Raw genomic sequence first — 19711 nt, 5'->3', positions numbered from 1 at the left:
TGTCCCAGCCCAGCCAGCCGTGGTGGGCGGCGTCGATGTAGTTGTAGACGTTGGGAATGGCACCGAGGGTGTGCAGCGCGTAGCCGACACCCTTCTCGTAGTTGCCGTTCGCCTTCATCGTCGCGCAGGCGTCCGTGGAACCGGCGGTGCCGCCCGCGTTGGTGACGATGTTGGGCAGCGAGTCCGGCTCGATGATGGTGACGATCCGCAGGCTCGCGTACGCCGGGTCGGCGAGGATGTCGGAGATCGGGTCGATGTACTCGTTCTTGTACCGGTCGAGCTCGGTGGGACCGAGCTCACCGTTGGAGGCCAGCGCGGCACAGTCGCGTCCCGGCAGGTCGTAGATGACGACCTGGAACAGGTTCGCCCCCTGGTCCAGAGCGGTGTCGAGGTGATCCCGAAGGCTCATCGCGGAGGCCGAGCCGCCGATGGCCGCGATGCGGTCCATCCAGACGAAGGCCGGCGTGTCGGCGATGGCGGCGCCACCCGGTTCGGCCGCCGCCTTGGCGGACCAGTCCGGGTTCACGTATGCCTTGGCGCCCACGTAGGGGTTGTCGACGCGTGCGGCTGCCGACGCGGGGGTGGGAATCGCCACCATCAGTGCTGCGCCCATGGCCAGGGCGGAGACTGCGGCCAGCCTCCGGCGCAGCCCGCGCGTGGTCGTGCCTCTGGTACTCATTGCGGCTCCGTGCTCCTCTCATACGCCTGCGGAAGCTCCCCGCAGACGGGTCGTGGGGGTGTTGCCTGGGGCCGGGGCCCCTCGGGCCGCCGTCAGCGGGGACGGCGACCCGTGGTTCGTCGGTGAGGACGGGGTGGAAGGGGGTGGTTCCCCGATGGCGGGCGGAGCGGGGTGAATGGAAGCCCGCCATCGGGAGTGGGTGGGTGGCCGGCCGTTCAGGGGCCGGTCACGGTGCGGTCCCGGCGGACAGGGTGCCGTTGACGTACACCCCGGCCTTCGAGGCGTCGGCGAAGGCCGTGTTGGCGGCCCTGCTGTAGTCGTCGGTCTCGTTGAAGGAGGACCAGTCGGCCTTGTTGAACCGGAGCTGCATCTCCCCGGTGGAGGCGCCGGGGGCCAGGCTGCCGCCGGTGAAGCCGACCTCCAGGTAGTGGTCCGCGCCCGGCTTGGCGGTACCGGCCGTCACCACGCGGTGGGTGACCGTGCCGCAGCCGATCACCGCGTAGTCGCACGCGGTGCCGTACGAGGCGGAGCCGGACTCACCGCTGAACCAGTAGCGCAGGGTGACCTTGCCCAGGTCCACCGCCGTGGTGCCGGTGTTGACCAACTGGAGGCCGGGCCTGATCTGGTTGTCGCCGGGTGAGGAGTCGTTGTTCTTGTACTGCGCCTTGAGCGAGCCGGTGCTCCCGCCTCCGGCCGCGGTGGTCGCGCTGACCGCCGCGGAGGAGGCGGAGGTGTTCCCGGCCGCGTCCCGGGCGCGCACGGTGTAGCTGTGCGAGGACGAGGCGGCGAGACCGGTGTCGGTGAAGACGGTGGTCGTGGTGGAGGCAGCCTTCGCCCCGTCGCGGTAGACGTCGTACCCGGCGACACCGGTGTCGTCCGTCGACGGTGTCCAGGACAGGGACACCGAACTGCTGGTCGTCCCGGTCACGGCCAGGCCGGCCGGCACCGTCGGCGCCTGCGTGTCCTCGCCCCCGCCGCCGGACTCCGCGCTCGCCTCGAAGGAGAACCGGTTCATCCCGAGCCCCTGACCGCCCTGCCAGATCTCGAACCCGGCCTCGGCGTCGATGAGGTAGTGCGCCGGGTTGATCGATCCGCGGCCGACGCCGTCGTCGATCAGGTCCTTCACATCGAAGTCGGCGAGCTCGGTGGCCCCGCCCTGGAGGACGTACGAGATCACCTTCCAGCCCGAGGCGCCGGGACCCGTCCAGACGTCCCAGTTACGGCCGTCGAGCTGCACCGTCGCGGTACGGGACCCGATCGGCTGGACTCCGCCGCGGTGGTTCATCCAGACCATCACCTCGGTGCCGTCCGGCTGGTCGTCGGTGACCGGCGCCGAGTTGAACCAGATGTCCATCGAGACGTTGTACGCGCCGGAGCCGACCTGGGTGGTCGACCAGTCGGTCGTCACGCTGCCCAGCTCGTCGACGCGCAGCGGCAGCCCGCTGTCCGTCGTGCACGCCCCCCAGTGACAGCCCTTGTAACTGGAGGGGTACGTCGCCGGGGCACCGTTCGTCGGCAGGTTGAACGAGGACTTGGTGACGCTCCACGCACCGGTGTCCGGGTCGACACTGACGCACTGCTCGGTCTCGGAGTTCCACTCGTTCTGCTGGTAGAGGTACTCCCCGCCCTGCAGTTCGGTGGTTCCCCACTGGGTGCAGTCGGTGACCGGCGCGGCGGACGCGACAGGCGCACCGGTGAGCATCGAGGCAGCGGCCAGCACGAGCGCCGCCGCGGCCCCGGCCAGTGCCGGGAGTCTCGGGCCTGTCACGGCTCGACCCCCCATGCGAGGGTGCCGGCGACATAGGCGCCGACCTTGGAGGACTCGGCGTACGCGGTGTTGGTGGCGCGGCTGTAGTCGTTGGTCTCGTTGAAGTTGGACCAGTCGCTCTTGTTCAGACGCAGTTGGATCTCACCCGTCGACGCGCCCGCCGCCAGGGTGCCCGCACCGCCGGTGAAGCCGATCTCCAGATAGCGGTCGGCGCCCGTCTTCGGGCTGGAGACGGCGACCACCGAGTGGGTGACGTTGGACGAGCCGAGCGCGGCGTAGTCGCAGTACGTGCCGAAGGTGTTCGGGCCGCCGTCGGCGGTGAACCAGTAGCGCAGCTTCACCGTCGACAGGTCGATCGGGGCGCTGCCCGTGTTCTGCACCTGCAGCCCCAGCCTGATCTGATTGTCGCCGGTGGACGAGTCGTTGTTCTTGTACCGGACCTTCACCGCGCCGGTGCCGGTCGAGCCGCCCGTCTTGGTGGTGGCGGTGACCGCGGCCGACAGCGCCGAGGTGTTGCCGCCCGCGTCCCGTGCCGCGACCGCGTAGCTGTAGGCGGTCGCCGCGGCCAGGTCCGGGTCGGTGAACGTCCGGGTGGTGGCGTTACCCACCAGCACCCCGTTGCGGTAGATGTCGTAGCCGGTCACGGCGACGTTGTCGGTGGAGGCCGACCAGGAGAGCGAGACGCTGCTGCTGGTCGTCGCCGTCACGGTGAGGCCGGCCGGAACCGTAGGCGCCTCGGTGTCGCCGCCGGTGCCGCCGCCGTCCACCAGCAGCTCCGCGTAGATCGCGAAGGCCAGTGCGAGCGCCGCCTGCGCCCAGAAGCGGTGGTACGTGAAGGTGGGCGCCGCACCGCCGTCCAGGTAGGCCTGTACCTTCGGCCAGTCCGGGTCGTCCTTGTACCAGCTGCGGATGTCGATGAACGTCGAACCCGGCTCGATGGTGTCGCCGTTGGGCATCGTGCCCGACCACCCGGCCGGGATGTACACCTCGTCGTTGAAGCGGTTGTAGTCCCTCCTCGTCTCCGGCACCGAGATGCCCTTGTCCGTGGCGTTCAGCGCCATCGCGTCCAGCAGCGCCTTGGCCAGCGCCGCGGCGTCCTCGTCACCCGACTTGGCGGCGTAGTACGTGAGCGTCTTGACGTACGCGGCGCCCACGCCGACGTCGTTGGCGTAGTCCACGACCGTGACGTGGAGATTCGCGTTGGCCCCGGGGGAGGCCGCGTTCCAGGTGTCGGGCTGTCCCGTCCAGTTGAGCGTGGAGGGGAAGCGGAAGCTGCCGTCGGCGCCCACCGTCGTCTCGGACGAGGCCCAGGCGACCCACTTGGACAGCACCGCCTCGGCGCTCGCGTTGCCCGTCTCGTGGTAGTACGCGGCCAGGCGCTCCATGCCCCAGGCCTGGAAACCGAACCAGTTGTTGCTCGGCGGGTCGTGGTAGACCGGCTGCCAGTCGTAGGCCATGCCGTAGAAGGTGGGAGTGCCGGCCGGCGGCTTGCTGTAGCTGCCCTCCCAGCTGTTGGTGCAGCCACCCGCGAAGGCGCCCTCGCTCGACTGCAGCCAGGTCAGGAACTCCAGCTGCCGGGTCAGGCTCTTGGACCAGTCGGACCTGGCCGTCGCCGACTTGGGGGTCAGTGACGGCACGTTGGACAGGGCCCAGGCCGCCAGCGGGTTCTGATAGCCCTGGTGGGAGGCGCCGTCACCGATGCGCCAGGCCCAGCCGCCGCCGCTGCCAGCCGCCGCGCCGCCCCAGGCGTAGTACCAGGACAGCAGGTAGTGCTGGGAGTCGCGGCCCGTGGCGGCCGGGCAGGAGGCGGGGTCGGTGCAGTCGCCGACCCGCTTGAAGTACTTGTCGAACATGGCGTAGCGGAGGTAGTCGCCCATCTTGGCGGCCTTCGCGACCGAGGCCGACACGTCGCTCGCCTTGCCCTGCGCAGAGGCCCAGCGGAAGGCCCAGTAGGCGGCCTGCACCGCGCGGGCATCGGCGTCCGGCGCGTTGGTGTACTTCCACTGCTTGGCGTAGCTCGCGTCATCCACGAACAGGTCGAGATACCCGTTGGGTCCGCCGTACTTGAAGAGATCGGTGGTGGGCTGCGGGACCGTCTCCCACACCGACTCCTGCGCGCCGCGCTGGTAGGTGTTGATGAAGGAGGCCCCGGCGCCCGGACCGGACTCGCCGCCGGTGCCCGGCTTGTTGCCGTAGCCGTAGACGTTGTCCAGGTCCATCAGCCAGTGCATGCCGTAGACGTCCATCGTCCCGTAGGACGAGGCGAGTTCGGTGGCGAGCGGGTCCGTGCCGACCTTGACCGAGGGGTCCAGGGCGGAGGGGTAGCCGTCGGGCAGCGGGTGCTCCGGGGCGTAGGTCGCGGGGGCCGAGGGGTTGTAGGAACCGGCGGTCGACTGGTCGGCGTGCTGGGGGATGATCGTCTTCTCCGCGACCGCCCAGGCCGCGTTGAACGGCGCCCAGTCGCCGGTCACCCGTCCGTACGCCGCCTCCAGCCACATCCAGAAGCTGACGGCCTCCGACGTGGTCTGGTGGCCGTGGTCGGGCGCCTCGACCATCAGGGTCTCGACCGAGTGGTACGGCAGGCCCTCCGGGCTGAAGTAGCCGTTGGCGGACGCCTTGATCTTGCCGTACTGGGTGAGGAAGGCCTGGGTGTACGGGTCGTCGGCCGCGGCCGCACGGGCGCCGGTGCCGGCCGCCGGGGAAGCGGACTCGGCGATGGCGGTGCCCTGCGCCATGCCCATGGCCAGCAGGCTGCCGCCCAGGGCGCTGCTGAATGTTCTACGTGATATCGACACAAATCCTCCATTGGCGGGTGTCGGTGGGGAAGGAGGGGACGAAAGAGGGGGACGGGGGTGGAGCGGGATGCGGTGGGGAAGGAGCGGTGGCGAAGGAGTGGGGAGGTGTGGTGGGGGAGCGGAAGCGCGGTGCGGGCCGGGGTGGCCGGCGGTCAGGGCTCGATGCCCCAGATCAGCTCGCCACCGGCGTAGACGGCGATCCGGGAAGCGTCCGCGTAGGAGCTTCCGGTGCCGTGGCTGTAGTCGTCCGACTCGTTGAAGTTCGACCAGTCCGTCTTGTTCAGGCGCAGTTGGATCTCTCCGGTGGTGGCGCCCGGTGCCAGGCTCCCGCTGCCGAAGCCCACTTCGAGGTAGTGGTCGGCGCCGGCCTTCGGGGTGCTCACGGCGACGACACGGTGGGTCACGGTGGAGCAGCCGATCGGGGTCCAGTCGCACCAACTGCTGTACGTGGAGGCCCCGTTCTCGGAACTGAACCAGTAACGCACCGTCACGTCCGTCAGGCTGACCGCCGTTGCTCCGGTGTTCACGAGTTGGAGACCGGGCTTGATCTGGTTGTCGCCCACCGAGGAGTCGCTGCTGCGGTACTGCGCCTTGAGGGCGCCGGGGTCGCCGCCCTCGCCGCCCCCGTCGTCTCCGCCCAGCGCGGTGCGCACGGCGGAGTACGCGGGCTTCGGCAGCAGGTTCTCGTCGTACAGATTGGCCGCCCCCTCACCGGGGAACGTGCTCGGGACCCAGGAGTACTTGTCCGTGTAGTCCCAGACGGTGATACCGACGCAGCGTGCGACCGCCAGGCAGGCCTCGGTCGCCTGCCGGTAGTACGAGGTCTGCGCGGCGGTCTTCGCGGCGTCGGCGGGCAGCGGCATGCGCACGTCGAGTTCGGTGACGGCCACGTCGAGACCGAGGTCGGCGAACCGCTGCATGTTCGCCTGCATCTGGTACGGGAAGCCGTACTGGACGGCCAGGTGCGCCTGCATGCCGACGCCGTCGAGCGGCACGCCCTCGTCGAGCAGCTCGCTCACCAGGTCGTACATGGCGTCGCTCTTCGCGCCGAGCCCTTCGACGTTGTAGTCGTTGATGTACAGCTTGGCGTCCGGATCCGCGGCGTGGGCGGCACGCAGGGCGGTGGCGATGTAGTCGCTGCCCATGGCTGTGTAGAAGGGACTTGCGCGGAAGGTCCCGTCCTCGTTGAACGGCTCGTTCACCACGTCCCACGCGGAGACCACGCCGCGGTAGTGCGTCGCCTCCTCGGTGATGTGGTGCGTCATGGCGGCCTCGACCTGGGCCGACGGGAGCGCGCCGACCCAGCCGGGCAGCTGGTTGTGCCACACCAGGGTGTGGCCGCGCACCGTCTGGCCGTGTTGCTGGGCGAAGTCGGCGACCACATCGCCCTTGGCGAAGCTGAACTGTCCCTGCGCCGGCTCGGTGGTGTCCCACTTCATGGAGTTGCCGGGGGTGATCTGCCCGAACTCGGAGCCCAGGGTGGCCGCGTAGGCGGCATCGGGCAGTTCGGGATTGTCGGTGGCGGAGCCGAAGTACTTGCCCTGAGCCGCGGCGAGTTCGTGCAACGTGCCCTGCTGGGCGGCGTGAGCCGGTCCGGCCATCAGGGTGGTGGCGAGGGCCAGGGCGCCGGCCAGGAGGGTCGGGAGCCCACCTGTACGGCTGTGTCTACAGCGCTTCACCAGATCCATGACAAACGCCTTCCTCGGCCTGGCGGCGGGTGCTACGGGGAGCGCGGCTGCGCCCCATAACACCCCTTTCGCCGCCCGGTGTTGGGGGAGAAGGGAGGGGAGTGGAGTGTGCAAGTCTTGATTGTGGGAGCGCTCCCAAGGTGGCGTGGTGATGGGCACCTGTCAAGACTTAAATCACAACTGCCTTACGAGCGCGTTAACTCGGCCACACGTCGAACGGACGACGGGAGCGGTGGGGCCGGCCGCCCCGCGAGGTGCCGGCGGTACCCGTCGAGCGGAGCACCCCCGCCGGTGCCTGAACGCTCCGGGCGCCGTGGGGGTGAAGGTGTCGACGGGGCAGGTGGGGCGCGTTCGCGATTGCGTGCGCACGGCTGCGTGGGGTGCCGTGGACGCCGCCGCGATGACGCACGTTGCGTGACGGACGGCGAGGCCCGCTTGTCCGGGCGACGGTCATCGGAGGGCCGGTGACGAGAGGGGCGCCAGGTGCGGGCCCGATGGCGAACCTGCTGGACATCTGGGCGCGGGGTGGTGGCTGTGACCCTCCGGTGAAGTCTCCGCTCGGTTGGTACCGGCGCGTAACAAGGGTCAGCGGAGAGTAACGAAGGGCCGGGGCCGGGAGCGACTCATGAGACCCCCGGACGCCCCGTCCCCGTACGCGATGGTGTACGCGGCCGGCCTCCCGGCCGGAGCGCCGGCCGCGCGAGACGGCGCGGGATCCCGTCTCAGCGCACCGTGAGAGAGCCGTGCATCGTCGGGTGGATGGTGCAGATGTACGGATACGATCCCGGCCGGGCCGGAGCGCGGAAGGTGACCGTTTGCCCCGACTTCACCTCACCGGTGTCGAAGGCCTTGTTGCCGGTGGCCGTCACTGTGTGGGTTGCCCCGTCCTTGTTGATGACGGTGACCCTCGTACCCGGGGCGACGGTCGGCGCCGCCGGATGGAACGCGAAGTCCTTGATGGTGTCAGGGCGCCGGCTGCCGACGGCGCCGCCGTGGACCGGGTGGAGGAGGCCGAGGGCGAGGAGCCGCCGCCACCGCCGCCGCCGGAGCAGCCGGCCAGGGTTGCGGCACACGCCACCGAGAGCACGACGGCGATGCGCGCACGGGCGGGAAGGGGGAGCAGACGAGGCACGGCTCAGTACCCCCCATCGCCAGGAGACGGTGAGGAGGAGGGCGGGGGCGGGCTCTTCGTGACCTTGTTTCCGGCCGGGTCGAGCACATACCAGGCGGCGCCGAAGCCGTTCGATCCCTGACCGTTGGTGTCGCCCGCGTGCGTGTCGCCCGCGTGCGTGTCGCCCGCGTAGCGGTAGAGCGGGTGGCCGTTGTAGGTGATCTCCGTGCGGCCGTCGGCACGCTTCGTGGTGCCGAGGAGGGAGGCCTGCACGCCCTTGCCGGCCACGGGCTTTCCGGTGACCGTCGCGGGTGGCCAGGCAGTGGCAACAGTCGCCGTCACGCGTGGACTCGGAGCCGGTGTCCGCCTCCCAGAGGTACAGCGTCCGCCCCTGCGCGGTTCCCCATCACGAACTCCTCGGGCCCGGCCGCCGGATCGGCGGCACCGTGGCCCGAACAGTAGGGGCGCACCGGCCCGACCCCCCGGCAGGCACCCGGGGAGGGCCGCCCAGAGCCACCGTCCGGGTGTACGGAACCGGACGGGCCCTGCAGGCGTGCGGCTCAGGTCTCGCGGGTGGCGACCATTCCGACCGTGATCAGCCCCAGCACCACCCAGCCGAACCAGAGCCAGCCGTTGCTGCCCAGCGCCACCGTGTACGCGGTGACGGTCACCAGGGCGCCTACCGTGAGCGCCCCCATGGTCTTCGTGGCGGACATGCGCGCACCTCCTCGTCCGGCCGCGCGGCCGTGGGTGCCATCGTCCCCCCGAAGGCCCCTCCACCGCTACCGTCCGCGTGCCTGCAATGAGGCGAGATAGGCGTTGTACGCCTGGAGCTCCTGGTCGCCGTCCCGGTCCGCGGCACGGTCCGAGCGCTTGGCCGTCCGCTGTTCCGAGCGGTACCACTGGAACACCAGGGCCACCAGGACCAGCACCGAGGGGATCTCGCTGAACGCCCACGCGATGCCGCCCGCCGCGTTCTGGTCGGACAGGGCGTCGATGCCGAGCGAGGCCGGCGGGTTCTCGTAGACCTTCACCATCGGCTCGCTCGCCATCATCAGCGCAATACCGAAGAAGGCGTGGAACGGCATTCCGGCGAACAGTTCCAGCATCCGCATCACATAACCCGGGCGGTGCGGCCCCGGATCGACGCCCATGATCGGCCAGAAGAAGAACAGGCCGACCGCCAGGAAGTGCACCATCATCGCCAGGTGCCCGGCCGTCGAACCCATCAGGAAATCGAAGAGAGGGGTGAAGTAGAGGGCGTACAGGCTGGCGATGAAGAGCGGGATGGTGAACGCGGGATGCGTGACGATCTTCATGTAGCGGCTGTGCAGCAGCATGAGGAGCAGCTCACGGGGCCCCTTGGCGCCCCGCGCCGCGACCGGCAGAGCGCGCAGGGCGAGCGTCACGGGCGCGCCGAGCAGCAGCAGGATCGGCGACAGCATGCTGATCACCATGTGCTGCACCATGTGCACGCTGAACATGACCATGCCGTAGTCGTTCAGCCGGGTGCACATCACCAGCGCGATGGTCAGCACCCCGACGACGAAGAAGGCGATCCGGCTGACCGGCCAGCCGTCCCCGCGCCTGCGCAGCCGCAGCACCGCGTACCCGTAAAGGACCACTGCGAGGACGCAGCCGATCAGGAAGAACGGGTCCGCGGAGAACTGGAGCCCGCGTCCCAGCGTGAACGGCGGCAGATCCGTGTTCATGCCGTGCCCGCTGTGATCCATCTGTTCACTCCCGATGGGAACGCCGGGGACGTTCCCGTTTCGTGCCGGTTGTCCCGACCAGAGTAGAACCGCCCCCGGCCGCAGCTGCGGCCGGGGGCGGTATCAGGTCGTGGTGTGTCTCAGAGCACGCACTCGGCCTCGGCGTACCGCTCGGCCGGGACCGTCTTCAGGGTCTCCACGGCGTCCGCGAGGGGCACCATCGTGATGTCCGTGCCGCGCAGGGACGTCATCATGCCGAACTCGCCGCGGTGCGCCGCCTCCACCGCGTGCCAGCCGAAGCGGGTCGCGAGGACACGGTCGTACGCGGTCGGCGTGCCGCCGCGCTGGACGTGGCCGAGGATCACCGGGCGCGCCTCCTTGCCCAGACGCTGCTCCAGTTCGATGGAGAGCTGGGTCGCGACGCCGGCGAAGCGCTCGTGGCCGTAGATGTCCTTGACGCCGGTGTCGAACTCCATGGAGCCCTCGCGCGGCTTGGCACCCTCGGCGACCACGACGATTGCGAACTTCTTGCCGGCCGAGAAGCGCCGGCCGACCAGCTCGGTCAGCTCGTCGATGTCGAAGGGGCGCTCGGGAACGACGATGGCGTGGGCGCCGGCGGCCATGCCGGAGTGCAGCGCGATCCAGCCGGTGTGGCGTCCCATGACCTCGACGATCATGACGCGCTGGTGGGACTCGGCGGTAGTCTTCAGCCGGTCGAGCGCTTCGGTGGCCACGCCCACCGCGGTGTCGAACCCGAAGGTCACGTCCGTGGAGGCGATGTCGTTGTCGATCGTCTTCGGTACGCCGACGATCGGCAGCCCCGCCTCGGACAGCAGGTTGGCCGCCTTCAGCGTTCCCTCACCGCCGATCGGGATGATCGCGTCGAGACCGAGGTCCGCGACATGGCCCCTGGCCGTCTCCACGCCGCCGCGCAGATGCGCGGGCTGGACCCGGGAGGAGCCGAGGATCGTGCCGCCGCGGGCGAGGATGCCGCCGACCGCGTCGAGGTCGAGCTTGCGGTAGTCGCACTCGAGGAGGCCCCGCCACCCGTCGTGGAAGCCGATGACCTCGTCGCCGTGGTCGACCACGGCGCGGTGGACGACGGAACGGATGACGGCGTTGAGGCCGGGGCAGTCGCCGCCTGAGGTGAGCACACCAATTCGCATTGCCCGGGAAACCTTTGCAACGTGGGCCGACGACCGGACCACGTCGTCCGGTTGGATCCCCGCCACCCTACCGGCGCAGGGTGGCGGGACCGAACCGGGCGTCCGCCTGCTGGACTCCGCTCAGCTGAGCGGATAACGCCTCATCAGGCGGGCTGTGTCGCCGCGGCGATCCGCTCGGCGCGCAGCGCCTCGTACCAGCGGTCGTCGGTGGGCGGCAGGGCGTTCACATCGAGGGCCAGCTTCAGCAGCAGATCCGCGATGAACGGGTTGCGCGCCATCACGGGGCCGTGCATGTACGTACCGAAGACGGTGTCGTTGTACGCGCCCTCCGTGCCGTCGCCCGTGCCGTTGCCCCGGCCGAACCGCACCTGGGCGAACGGCCGTGCCGTGGGCCCGAGGTGCGTGATGCCCTGGTGGTTCTCGAAACCGGTCAGCGGCGGCAGTCCGAGCCGGGGGTCGATGTCCCCGAGTACGTCGCCGACGCACCGGGCCCCCTCACCGCGGGTCGAGACCACGTCGAGCAGCCCGAGACCCTGCTCGCGCTCACCGAGGTCGTTGATGAACTCGTGGCCCAGGATCTGGTACCCGGCGCAGACCGAGAAGATGATCGCGCCGTTGGACGCGGCCCGGCTGAGCCCGCCGTCGCGGCGCAGCCGTTCCGCCGCGAGCCGCTGCGGCCGGTCCTCACCGCCGCCGATCAGATAGATGTCACCGGACGTGGGGACCGGCTGGTCGCTGCGCACGTCGACGCGCGACACGTCGAGACCGCGCTGACGGGCCCGGCGCTCCACCACGAGGGCGTTGCCCTGGTCGCCGTAGGTGCTCAGCAGGTCCGGGTAGACCCACACCAGCCGCAGGCTGTTGTTGCTCATGCTTCGTCCTCTCCTGAGGGGCCCGGGGCCGGGGTCAGTTGCCGACACGACGGCGCAGATCCTGGAAGGCGGTGTAGTTGGCGATGACCTCGATGCGTCCGGGCGGTGCCTGCTGGACGGCCTCGTCGAGGTTCTCGCAGACCCGGAAGTCGAGACCGGCCACCTCGAGGCGGACCGCGAGGTCCAGCTTCCGGTCGCCGAGCACGAAGATCGGGTGGCCCGCGAGCTGGGTGTAGTCCACGTCCCACAGCCACGAGGTGTCCGTGCCGTCCGCGCCACGGGCGTTCACGGAGAGGATCACCGGGGTGGGCGGCGGATCGATCAGGGAGAACGTCTCCAGCCAGCCCGCCGGGTTCTTCGCCAGCAGCAGGCGGAGCTCGCGGCCGAGGAAGGTGACCACGTCGTAGCGGCCGGCCACGGCCTGCACCTGGTACATCCGCTCCAGTGCGACCTGCGGCGGCACCCCGAAGACGGCGGCCACGGCGGCCGAGCTGGTGGCGTTGGCCTTGTTGGCGCGGCCGGGCAGCTGCAGGTGGATCGGCCACGCCGATCCGTGCGGGTCGAGCACGTAGTCGCCGTTCAGGACCCAGCTGGGCGGCGGGCGGCGGAAGCCGCACTCGCCACAGAACCAGTCGTCGCCCGGACGCTGCATCACGCCGCCGCAGGACGGGCAGGACCAGGCGTCGTCCTTCCACGCCTGTCCGGCCGCGACCCACACCACGTTGGGGGAGGAGGAGGCGGCCCAGACGATCAGCGGGTCGTCGGCGTTGGCGACGATCACGGCCTTCGAGCCGGACAGCCCCTCCCGCCACTTCTCGGCCAGCATCCGGGTCTCGGCCGCCCGGTCCAGCTGGTCGCGCGAGAGGTTGAGCAGCGCGATCACCTTGGGCGTCGTGTCCCGGGCGACGCCGGCGAGGTACTTCTCGTCGACCTCGATCACGCCGTACTGCGCGTCCGAGCCGCCGGCCAGTGCCGAGGTGATGCCCGCGGGCATGTTGGCCCCGAGCGCGTTCGACACGACCGGGCCCGCGGCGCGCAGCGCCTCGGCGATCAGTCGTGTCGTGGTCGTCTTGCCGTTCGTCGCCGACACGAGGATCACGTCCAGGTGCTGCGCCAGCCGCCCCAGCAGGTCGGGGTCGAGCTTGAGCGCCACCCGGCCGCCGATCACCGATCCGCTGCCCCGCCCGGCCGCTCGCGACACCGCCGCAGCGGCCTTGCCCGCCGTCACGGCCAGCTTGGCCCGCGGCGACAACGGCTCCGTGTTGCCTGCCATCGTCCTAGATCCTCCTTGCATCGGTCCGCGCCCAGCCTATCGATGTCCGGCGCGGCGGAGGCACGGCGGCACCGCCGGGGCCGTGGAGTTGCGGTGGAACGTGCGGCGGGCCAAATAACACCCACGTACTGATCTGGCAAACATACAGGTCAGAGGTGATTCGTCGGTTTCAGGCGCGGCCCCGGATTCCTGCCGGGCCCAGCGGCGCCGGGAAACCTGACCGTGCGTGATGTCTCTCGCCCTCCGCTCAGCGCCTGCTCGGAGCCGCTTCCCGCCCCGACGAGGGGGGAGGCGGTCGCACCCTGTGACGGGCGTCCTGGTGGAACGTACGATGTCGGTCATGCGAAACCGCCCCATCCCCGGCAGCTCCGGCCTCGTCCGGACCATGAGCCTGCTCGGCGACCCGGTGCTGCACTCCGCGTGCGAGCCGGTCACGGACTTCGGGCCGTCGCTCGCCCGGCTGGTCGAGGACATGTTCGCCACGATGTACGAGGCGCAGGGCGTCGGGCTCGCCGCCAACCAGGTCGGTGTCCCGTTGCGCGTGTTCGTCTACGACTGCCCCGACGACGAGGACGTCCGTCACCTGGGGCACGTGGTCAACCCCACGCTCGTCGAGGCGGACGGCATCACCGTGCGCGGCCCCGAGGGCTGTCTGTCGCTTCCGGGGATCGAGGCCGGCACTCAGCGCTTCGACCATGCCGTGGTCGAGGGCCTGACGGCCGAGGGGGAGCCGGTGCGGATCAGTGGGACGGGCTTCTTCGCCCGGTGCCTCCAGCACGAGTGCGACCACCTCGACGGCGCCGTCTACACGGACCGGCTGACCGGACTGCGCAGGGCGCGCGCGCTGCGTGCGGCCCGCCGGGCGCCCTGGGGGCGCGCCGGCTGACCGGCGTCCTTCAGAACCCGGGACCGCCGGGGCGGTCGCCCGCCGCGGCCAGCCTGCCCCAGAGCAGATCGGCCAGACTCCGCACCAACTGTTCGCGGGAGCAGGGGCGTTCGCCCAGCCACCAGTCGCCGGCGGCGTGCATCATGCCGACGATGCCGTGACCCCAGATCCGGGCCATCTCCTGGCTGTCCGGGCCCAGATCCACCCGCTCCGCGATGACCGTGGCGAGCTCCTCGCCGAGGCGGCGCAGCAGCGGGGCCGAGTGGCGCCCGACGTCGAAGCCCTGCTCGGACGAGGGCGCCGCGTCGTCGGAGGGGTGCATCAGGAAGCGGTAGACCTGCGGACGCGCCTCGATCGCCGCGAGATAGGTGTCGAGCGTCGCCTCCACGCGGGCCCGGCGGTCGGCGGGGGCGTCGAGCGCGGCCCGCAGGGCGCTCAGCAGTGCGTCGGTGTGCCGCTTGGCGAGGGCGCGGTAGAGGCCGCCCTTGTCGCCGAAGTGCCGGTAGAGGATGGGCTTGGTGATGCCCGCCTCCGCGGCGATGGCGTTCATCGAGGCCCCGGGGCCGTCCCTGAGCACCACGCGGTCGGCGGCCTCCAGCAGCTCGCGGCGGCGGCGTTCGGCCGCGGTCCGCTGTCGCTCGGCCTGTCGTGTGGTCTCCATGTCGTTTCTCCCACCCCTGACCCCTGCGTGTCCGTCCTGCCTGCGCAACGTAACACCCTGTCCAGCGGTGCGAGGATCGCCGTCCGGGCGGTTGACAGAGGCTACTTGCCGGTAACAGACTGTGGTTACCGCAAGTAACAATCGGTTTCCGACGGCAGTACGTGGAGGGGAACATGGCCGAGTTCACGCTCGAGCTCAACGACGACCAGAAGCAGGTCCGCGACTGGCTTCACGGCTTCGCCGCAGACGTGATCCGTCCTGCCGCTTCCGAGTGGGACGAGCGTGAGGAAACGCCCTGGCCCGTCATCCAGGAGGCCGCCAAGGTCGGAATCTACTCCCTCGATTTCTACGCGCAGCAGTTCTTCGACCCGACGGGCCTCGGCATCCCGATGGCGATGGAGGAGCTGTTCTGGGGCGACGCGGGCATCGCCCTGTCGATCGTCGGTACGGGCCTTGCGGCCGTCGGCGTCCTCGCCAACGGCACCGAGGAGCAGATCGGCACCTGGATCCCGCAGATGTACGGCGACGCGAACGATGTGAAGGTCGCCGCCTTCTGCTCCTCCGAGCCCGACGCCGGCTCCGACGTCGGCGCGATGCGCACCCGCGCCGTCTACGACCAGGCCAAGGACGAGTGGGTGCTCAACGGCACCAAGACCTGGGCGACCAACGGCGGCATCGCAGGCGTCCACGTCGTGGTCGCGGTCGTCGACGCCGAGCTCGGTTCCAAGGGGCACGCCTCCTTCATCGTGCCGCCGGACACCGCGGGCCTCTCGCAGGGCCAGAAGTTCAAGAAGCACGGCATCCGCGCCTCGCACACCGCCGAGGTCGTCCTGGAGGACGTGCGCGTCCCGGGCCACTGTCTGCTCGGCGGCAAGGAGAAGCTGGACCAGCGCCTCGCGCGCGCCCGCGAGCGCGCCGCCGCCGGTGGCGGCGAGCGCGTGAAGAACGCCGCGATGGCCACCTTCGAGGCGTCCCGCCCGGCCGTCGGCGCGATGGCGGTGGGCACCGCGCGTGCCGCGTACGAGGTCGCGCTGGACTACGCGAAGACCCGGACCCAGTTCGGCCGCCCGATCATCGACAACCAGGGCATCGCCTTCCAGCTCGCCGACATGCGTACCCAGATCGACGCGGCGCGCCTGCTGGTCTGGCGCGCCTCGTGGATGGCGACCGCCGGCAAGCCCTTCGACTCGGCCGAGGGCTCGATGTCCAAGCTGTACGCGAGCGAGACCGCCAAGAAGGTCACCGCTCAGGCGATCCAGATCCTCGGCGGCAACGGCTTCACCCGTGAGTACCCGGTGGAGCGGATGCACCGGGACGCCGCGATCTACACGATCTTCGAGGGAACGAGCGAGATCCAGCGCCTGGTGATCGCCCGCACGCTGTCCGGCATGCCTATCCGCTGAGGCCGCGCCTGCAGCCCAGTCCCTGTCCACGCGGACAGGGACTGGGCTGTCTGGCCATTCAGGCGGGGAGCTGGGCCTCGATGGCCGCGACGACCTCCGGGGCCTCCGGCTCGGTGCGGGGGCGGATCCGGGCGACGGGCTCGCCCGCCGGGGAGATGAGGAACTTCTCGAAGTTCCACTGGATGTCCCCGGCCTCACCGTCCGCGTCCTCGAGTCGGGTCAGCTCCGCGTAGAGCGGGTGCCGGCCCGCGCCGTTGACGTCGGTCTTCGCCAGCAGCGGGAAGCTCACCCCGTACGTCGTCGAGCAGAACGTCTGAATCTCCTCCGAGCTCCCGGGCTCCTGGCCGCCGAACTGGTTGCACGGCACGCCGAGCACGGTGAAGCCGCGGTCCCCGTACTCCTTCTGGAGCCGTTCGAGACCGGCGTACTGCGGGGTCAGCCCGCACTTGGAGGCGACGTTCACCAGGAGGACCGCCTGGCCGCGGTAGGCGCCCAGCGTGGTCGGCTCGCCCGTGAGGGTGTGGAGCGGGATGTCGTGCAGCGTCATGGGTGTGTCTCCTCGTCGGTGTCTTCCACGGCCATTGTCACTCCCGGCGGTTCATCGGTACGAAGCCGTCAGCCGCCGACCGTCTTGAAATAGAAGGTGGTCGGCTTGAGGACGCCGGCCGGGTCGGCGGCGTAGTCCGGAATGGATCCCGACTCCGTCCAGCCGGCGGCGCGGTACAGCCGCTCGGCGGGGCTGCCGCTCTCGGTGTCCAGGATCAGCAGCGTGACCCCGTCGGCGGCCGCCGAGCGCTCGACCGCGTCGAGCAGCTGCCTCCCGAGCCCCCGGCCCCGTACCGACGGACGGACCATCAGCTTCGCGACCTCCGCGCGGTGGCGGGCATTGGGCAGCGGCGCGCGGGACAGGCCGATGGTGCCCGCGATCCGCTCGGCGTCCCGGGCGATCCACACCCGGTGGCTCCCCGCTTCCACGGAGGCGGCGCGCTCCCGCCACCAGCACGCGGCGGCCTCCCGGTCCAGCGGCGCCAGAAATCCTACGGAGGCGCCGCCCTCGACCGTCTCCACCAGGAGGGCGGCCAGCTCATCGGCGTACGTGACCAGTTCGGGTCCGGACACCGGGACGATCTCGGTCATGGGACAGACCCTTTCACGGTGCGACGATCATCAGTGCGTAGCGGACCCGCTCCGGGCCCGGACAACGAAAGCGCGAGGGGCCGCGCAACCGGAACCGCAGGCAGTCGCCCGGGCCGACCGTGTGCACGGTGGCATCGACGGTGATCTCCACCGTCCCCTCCAGGACCCAGATGTGCTGCTCCAGACCGGAAACGGGCGGATTCTCGTACGCGATCACGGCGCCCGCGTCGAGGATGCCCTCGACGACCTCCGCGCGCAGACCCGCGTGCGGAGGCGAGACGGATCTGCGGACGAAGCCCGACGTCTCGTCCCGCCAGACCGTCTGACGCCCGGCGGGTACCAGCTGCGGCGGCTGCGCCTCCACCTCCAGCAGCAGCCGGGACATGGTGCGCTCGTAAACGGTGCACAGGGTGCCGAGCTGGGCGGCGGTCGGGCTCAGCTCGCCCCGTTCGAGCCGGGAGAGCGTCGAGCGGCTCAGCCCGCTGTGCCGGGCCAGCTCGTCCAGCGACCAGCCGCGCTCGACGCGCAGCTCGCCGAGCCGTGCCGCGAGCCCGGCCTCGACGGTCCCTTCGCCCCTGTCAGTGTTTCTCACATCGGAGAGGATATCTCCATTCGGAGAGAGGGGCTGCGTGATCCGGGTGAACGTCGCTCGGGCTGCCGGTCGGGTGCCGTCATGCAACGCTTGGACGGGGGGATGCCCGGCCGGGCGCTCCGGTCCTGCTGGGCAACTCCGCTACCGAGGAGGCCGGCATGGCCGGAACGAGCAACGAACCCAGAGCGGCGCGCACCACTGCCTCGAAGACCCACCCGTTCCAGACGGGCTGGACGGCCTTCGCCGCCGTGCTGATGATCTTCGGCGGGGCCATGACGATCTTCCAGGGGATCGCCGCCATCGCCAAGGACGACGTCTTCGTCGCCACCCGCAACTACGTCTTCCAGTACAGCCTGACCGGCTGGGGCTGGATCCACCTCATTCTCGGCATCGTCATCGTGCTCGCCGGCTGCGCCCTGTTCACCGGGGCGTTCTGGGCGCGCGCCGTCGGCGTGCTCCTCGCCGGACTCGGCGCGCTCGCCAACTTCCTGTGGCTGCCGCACTATCCGTTCTGGTCCATCGTGCTCATCGCCATCGACATCTTCATCATCTGGGCACTGTGCGCCGGACCCCGCGGCAGGGAAGAGGTCTGACCGCAAGGCCTCGCGGGATGCTCACGCCCCCGGTGGCCGCGTCGAGAACGCGGCCACCGGGGGCGTGATCCTGAGCGTGAGGACGTAGGCGACCACCACCGAGACGATCACGAGCGGCATGACCGTGAGGCCCTCGGTCCCCAGCAGCAGCGTGGCCAGCAGCACCGATGTCATCGGAAGTTTCAGCATGGACACGCACATCGCCCCGATCCCCATGGCGAATCCGGACGTCGGGTTCAGCCCGGGGAGATGCGCCAGGGCGAGGCCCCCCGCCGCGCCGGCGAACATGGCCGGAAAGACGGGGCCGCCCCGGAAAGCGCTCAACGACGCGCAGTAGGCCAGCGCCTTGCAGACGATGAGCACCACCAGGGCGGCCGCCGAGTACCGCGCGCTGTCGGCCAGCAGGGGATCCAGGGCGTGCTCGCCCGAGTACAGCACCTGCGAGGCGGAGTGCCCGGTGATCTCCGCGTACGCGTACGCGAGCACACCGATGGCGAGGCCCATCAGGACGGTCGCCGGCACTCTCCGCCGCTCGACCCGCGGCTGGAGGAACAGCGACAGCCGTTGCACTGCCGCCCCCGCGAACGCGGCGCCCAGGCCGAGGGCGACGGCCCAGCCGAATTCGGCGACGGTGGGCCCTTCGGCCGGAGGTACATGGTGCAGTGCCAGCGAGTACGTGCCCAGACCGGTCCACGAACCCAGCCCCGTGAAGATCAGCGCTCCGATCCCTGCCGCCAGCAGCCCGGGCACCAACGCCACCCCGAGCATCAGTCCGGCCAGGCCGGACGCCTCCATCAGCAGGAACGCGCCGATCAGCGGCGATCCCAGCAGTGCGCTCACGGCGGCGAAGCTGCCCGCGGCTCCCACCACCGCGCTCGCCCCCGGATCGATGTCCGGCTTGATCAGCCGCACCGCGTACACGGCCGCGCCCCCGCCCAGTGCGATGAGCGGCGCCTCGGGGCCGAGCGCCGCGCCGAGGCCGAGGGAGGCGATTGCCGCGAGCGCGATGCCGGGCAGGTGTGCGACCGAGGGGGGACCGGTGCTGACCAGCCCCTCGGCCGGCTTGTGCCCGCCGCCCCCGGGGAGATACCGGATGGCGAGTCCGGTCAGCAGCCCTGCCACGCCGAGCAGCGGCACCGGCCACCACGAGGGTGTCCCGGCGAAGCCCAGGCCCTGGGGCAGATCGTCGTACGTCAGCGACTGGAGTTCGGAGACGAGAGCGAGGAAGCCGAAGGCCCCCGCCGAGATCGGGACCCCCAGGACCGCCACGATCACCAGCAGGACCGCGTAGCCGCGGGTACGGATCAGGGCGGCGGGATCGGGTGGCCGGGCGGCGGGCGCTCCGGCGGGCTCGTCCGACATGCTCGTTCTCTCT

Annotated in this window: 19 protein-coding genes; 3 read left to right on the top strand and 16 right to left on the bottom strand. The window is 70.6% G+C overall.

Annotated elements, in window-relative coordinates; all coding sequences use genetic code 11:
• The 11 genes from ABTX18_RS30960 to ABTX18_RS30905 form a co-directional block, all read right to left on the bottom strand.
• Positions 1 to 679, bottom strand: a 679-nt coding sequence (locus tag ABTX18_RS30960) for a glycoside hydrolase family 6 protein (RefSeq protein ID WP_352126105.1), incomplete at its 3' end; no start/stop codon positions are given.
• A gap of 226 nt (positions 680 to 905) precedes the next feature.
• A complete protein-coding gene (locus ABTX18_RS35905) occupies positions 906 to 2447 on the bottom strand; it encodes a cellulose binding domain-containing protein (RefSeq protein ID WP_503061238.1) in 1542 nt (513 codons plus the stop codon).
• Entirely contained in the window at positions 2444 to 5197 is a 2754-nt protein-coding gene (locus ABTX18_RS30945) for a glycoside hydrolase family 48 protein (protein ID WP_352126248.1), read from the bottom strand. Before ABTX18_RS30945 ends, ABTX18_RS35905 begins: the two co-directional genes overlap by 4 nt.
• 197 nt (positions 5198 to 5394) lie before the next feature.
• The gene (locus ABTX18_RS30940) at positions 5395 to 6930 is read right to left on the bottom strand and encodes a glycoside hydrolase family 10 protein (protein WP_352126104.1); all 1536 of its coding nucleotides are present in this window, start codon (positions 6928 to 6930) and stop codon (positions 5395 to 5397) included.
• Between the two features lie 722 nt (positions 6931 to 7652).
• Positions 7653 to 8003 (bottom strand): cupredoxin domain-containing protein, encoded by a 351-nt coding sequence (locus ABTX18_RS30935; RefSeq protein ID WP_352126103.1) that lies wholly within the window; start codon positions 8001 to 8003, stop codon positions 7653 to 7655.
• Between the two features lie 62 nt (positions 8004 to 8065).
• Positions 8066 to 8383 (bottom strand): COG4315 family predicted lipoprotein, encoded by a 318-nt coding sequence (locus ABTX18_RS30930; RefSeq protein ID WP_352126102.1) that lies wholly within the window; start codon positions 8381 to 8383, stop codon positions 8066 to 8068.
• 218 nt (positions 8384 to 8601) lie between these two features.
• Positions 8602 to 8757, bottom strand: a complete 156-nt coding sequence (locus ABTX18_RS30925) for a hypothetical protein (RefSeq protein WP_352126101.1) — start codon at positions 8755 to 8757, stop codon at positions 8602 to 8604.
• Positions 8758 to 8823: 66 nt separating this feature from the next.
• Positions 8824 to 9774: a cytochrome c oxidase assembly protein gene (locus ABTX18_RS30920; RefSeq protein WP_352126100.1), complete on the bottom strand. Its 951-nt coding sequence runs from the start codon at positions 9772 to 9774 to the stop codon at positions 8824 to 8826.
• Between the two features lie 119 nt (positions 9775 to 9893).
• Positions 9894 to 10919 (bottom strand): 6-phosphofructokinase, encoded by a 1026-nt coding sequence (locus ABTX18_RS30915; protein WP_351398483.1) that lies wholly within the window; start codon positions 10917 to 10919, stop codon positions 9894 to 9896.
• A gap of 143 nt (positions 10920 to 11062) precedes the next feature.
• Positions 11063 to 11791 carry a type 1 glutamine amidotransferase gene (locus tag ABTX18_RS30910; protein WP_352126099.1) on the bottom strand — a complete coding sequence of 243 codons (729 nt, stop codon included), beginning with the start codon at positions 11789 to 11791 and terminating at the stop codon, positions 11063 to 11065.
• A gap of 34 nt (positions 11792 to 11825) precedes the next feature.
• On the bottom strand, positions 11826 to 13064 hold the full coding sequence (locus ABTX18_RS30905; RefSeq protein ID WP_352126098.1) for a Mur ligase family protein: 1239 nt from the start codon (positions 13062 to 13064) through the stop codon (positions 11826 to 11828).
• Positions 13065 to 13404: 340 nt separating this feature from the next.
• On the opposite strand from ABTX18_RS30905, the gene def reads away from it, so the two are divergent.
• Positions 13405 to 13950, top strand: a complete 546-nt coding sequence (gene def / locus ABTX18_RS30900; RefSeq protein ID WP_352126097.1) for a peptide deformylase — start codon at positions 13405 to 13407, stop codon at positions 13948 to 13950.
• Positions 13951 to 13960: 10 nt separating this feature from the next.
• On the opposite strand, the gene ABTX18_RS30895 is transcribed toward def, so the two are convergent.
• Positions 13961 to 14611: a TetR/AcrR family transcriptional regulator gene (locus ABTX18_RS30895; RefSeq protein ID WP_352126096.1), complete on the bottom strand. Its 651-nt coding sequence runs from the start codon at positions 14609 to 14611 to the stop codon at positions 13961 to 13963.
• 173 nt (positions 14612 to 14784) lie between these two features.
• Between ABTX18_RS30895 and ABTX18_RS30890 the strand changes: the two genes are divergently transcribed.
• On the top strand, positions 14785 to 16014 hold the full coding sequence (locus tag ABTX18_RS30890) for an acyl-CoA dehydrogenase family protein (protein ID WP_352126095.1): 1230 nt from the start codon (positions 14785 to 14787) through the stop codon (positions 16012 to 16014).
• Positions 16015 to 16072: 58 nt separating this feature from the next.
• Here the strand turns inward: ABTX18_RS30890 and ABTX18_RS30885 are convergent, their stop codons facing one another.
• The 3 genes from ABTX18_RS30885 to ABTX18_RS30875 form a co-directional block, all read right to left on the bottom strand.
• Entirely contained in the window at positions 16073 to 16561 is a 489-nt protein-coding gene (locus ABTX18_RS30885; protein WP_351398502.1) for a glutathione peroxidase, read from the bottom strand.
• 68 nt (positions 16562 to 16629) lie between these two features.
• Positions 16630 to 17151, bottom strand: coding sequence for a GNAT family N-acetyltransferase (locus tag ABTX18_RS30880; protein ID WP_352126094.1), 522 nt, complete (start codon positions 17149 to 17151; stop codon positions 16630 to 16632).
• Between the two features lie 13 nt (positions 17152 to 17164).
• Complete coding sequence (locus ABTX18_RS30875) at positions 17165 to 17743, bottom strand: helix-turn-helix domain-containing protein (RefSeq protein ID WP_352126093.1); 579 nt, start codon at positions 17741 to 17743, stop codon at positions 17165 to 17167.
• Positions 17744 to 17901: 158 nt separating this feature from the next.
• Between ABTX18_RS30875 and ABTX18_RS30870 the strand changes: the two genes are divergently transcribed.
• Positions 17902 to 18336, top strand: a complete 435-nt coding sequence (locus ABTX18_RS30870) for a DUF7144 family membrane protein (RefSeq protein ID WP_352126092.1) — start codon at positions 17902 to 17904, stop codon at positions 18334 to 18336.
• 21 nt (positions 18337 to 18357) lie between these two features.
• Here ABTX18_RS30870 and ABTX18_RS30865 read toward each other — a convergent pair whose 3' ends face one another.
• Positions 18358 to 19698 (bottom strand): chloride channel protein, encoded by a 1341-nt coding sequence (locus ABTX18_RS30865; RefSeq protein ID WP_352126091.1) that lies wholly within the window; start codon positions 19696 to 19698, stop codon positions 18358 to 18360.
• Positions 19699 to 19711: the final 13 nt, after the last annotated feature.

The organism is Streptomyces sp. NPDC096323, from assembly GCF_040302845.1.
GTDB lineage: Bacteria > Actinomycetota > Actinomycetes > Streptomycetales > Streptomycetaceae > Streptomyces.
This window is presented reverse-complemented; position numbering and strand designations above follow the sequence as displayed.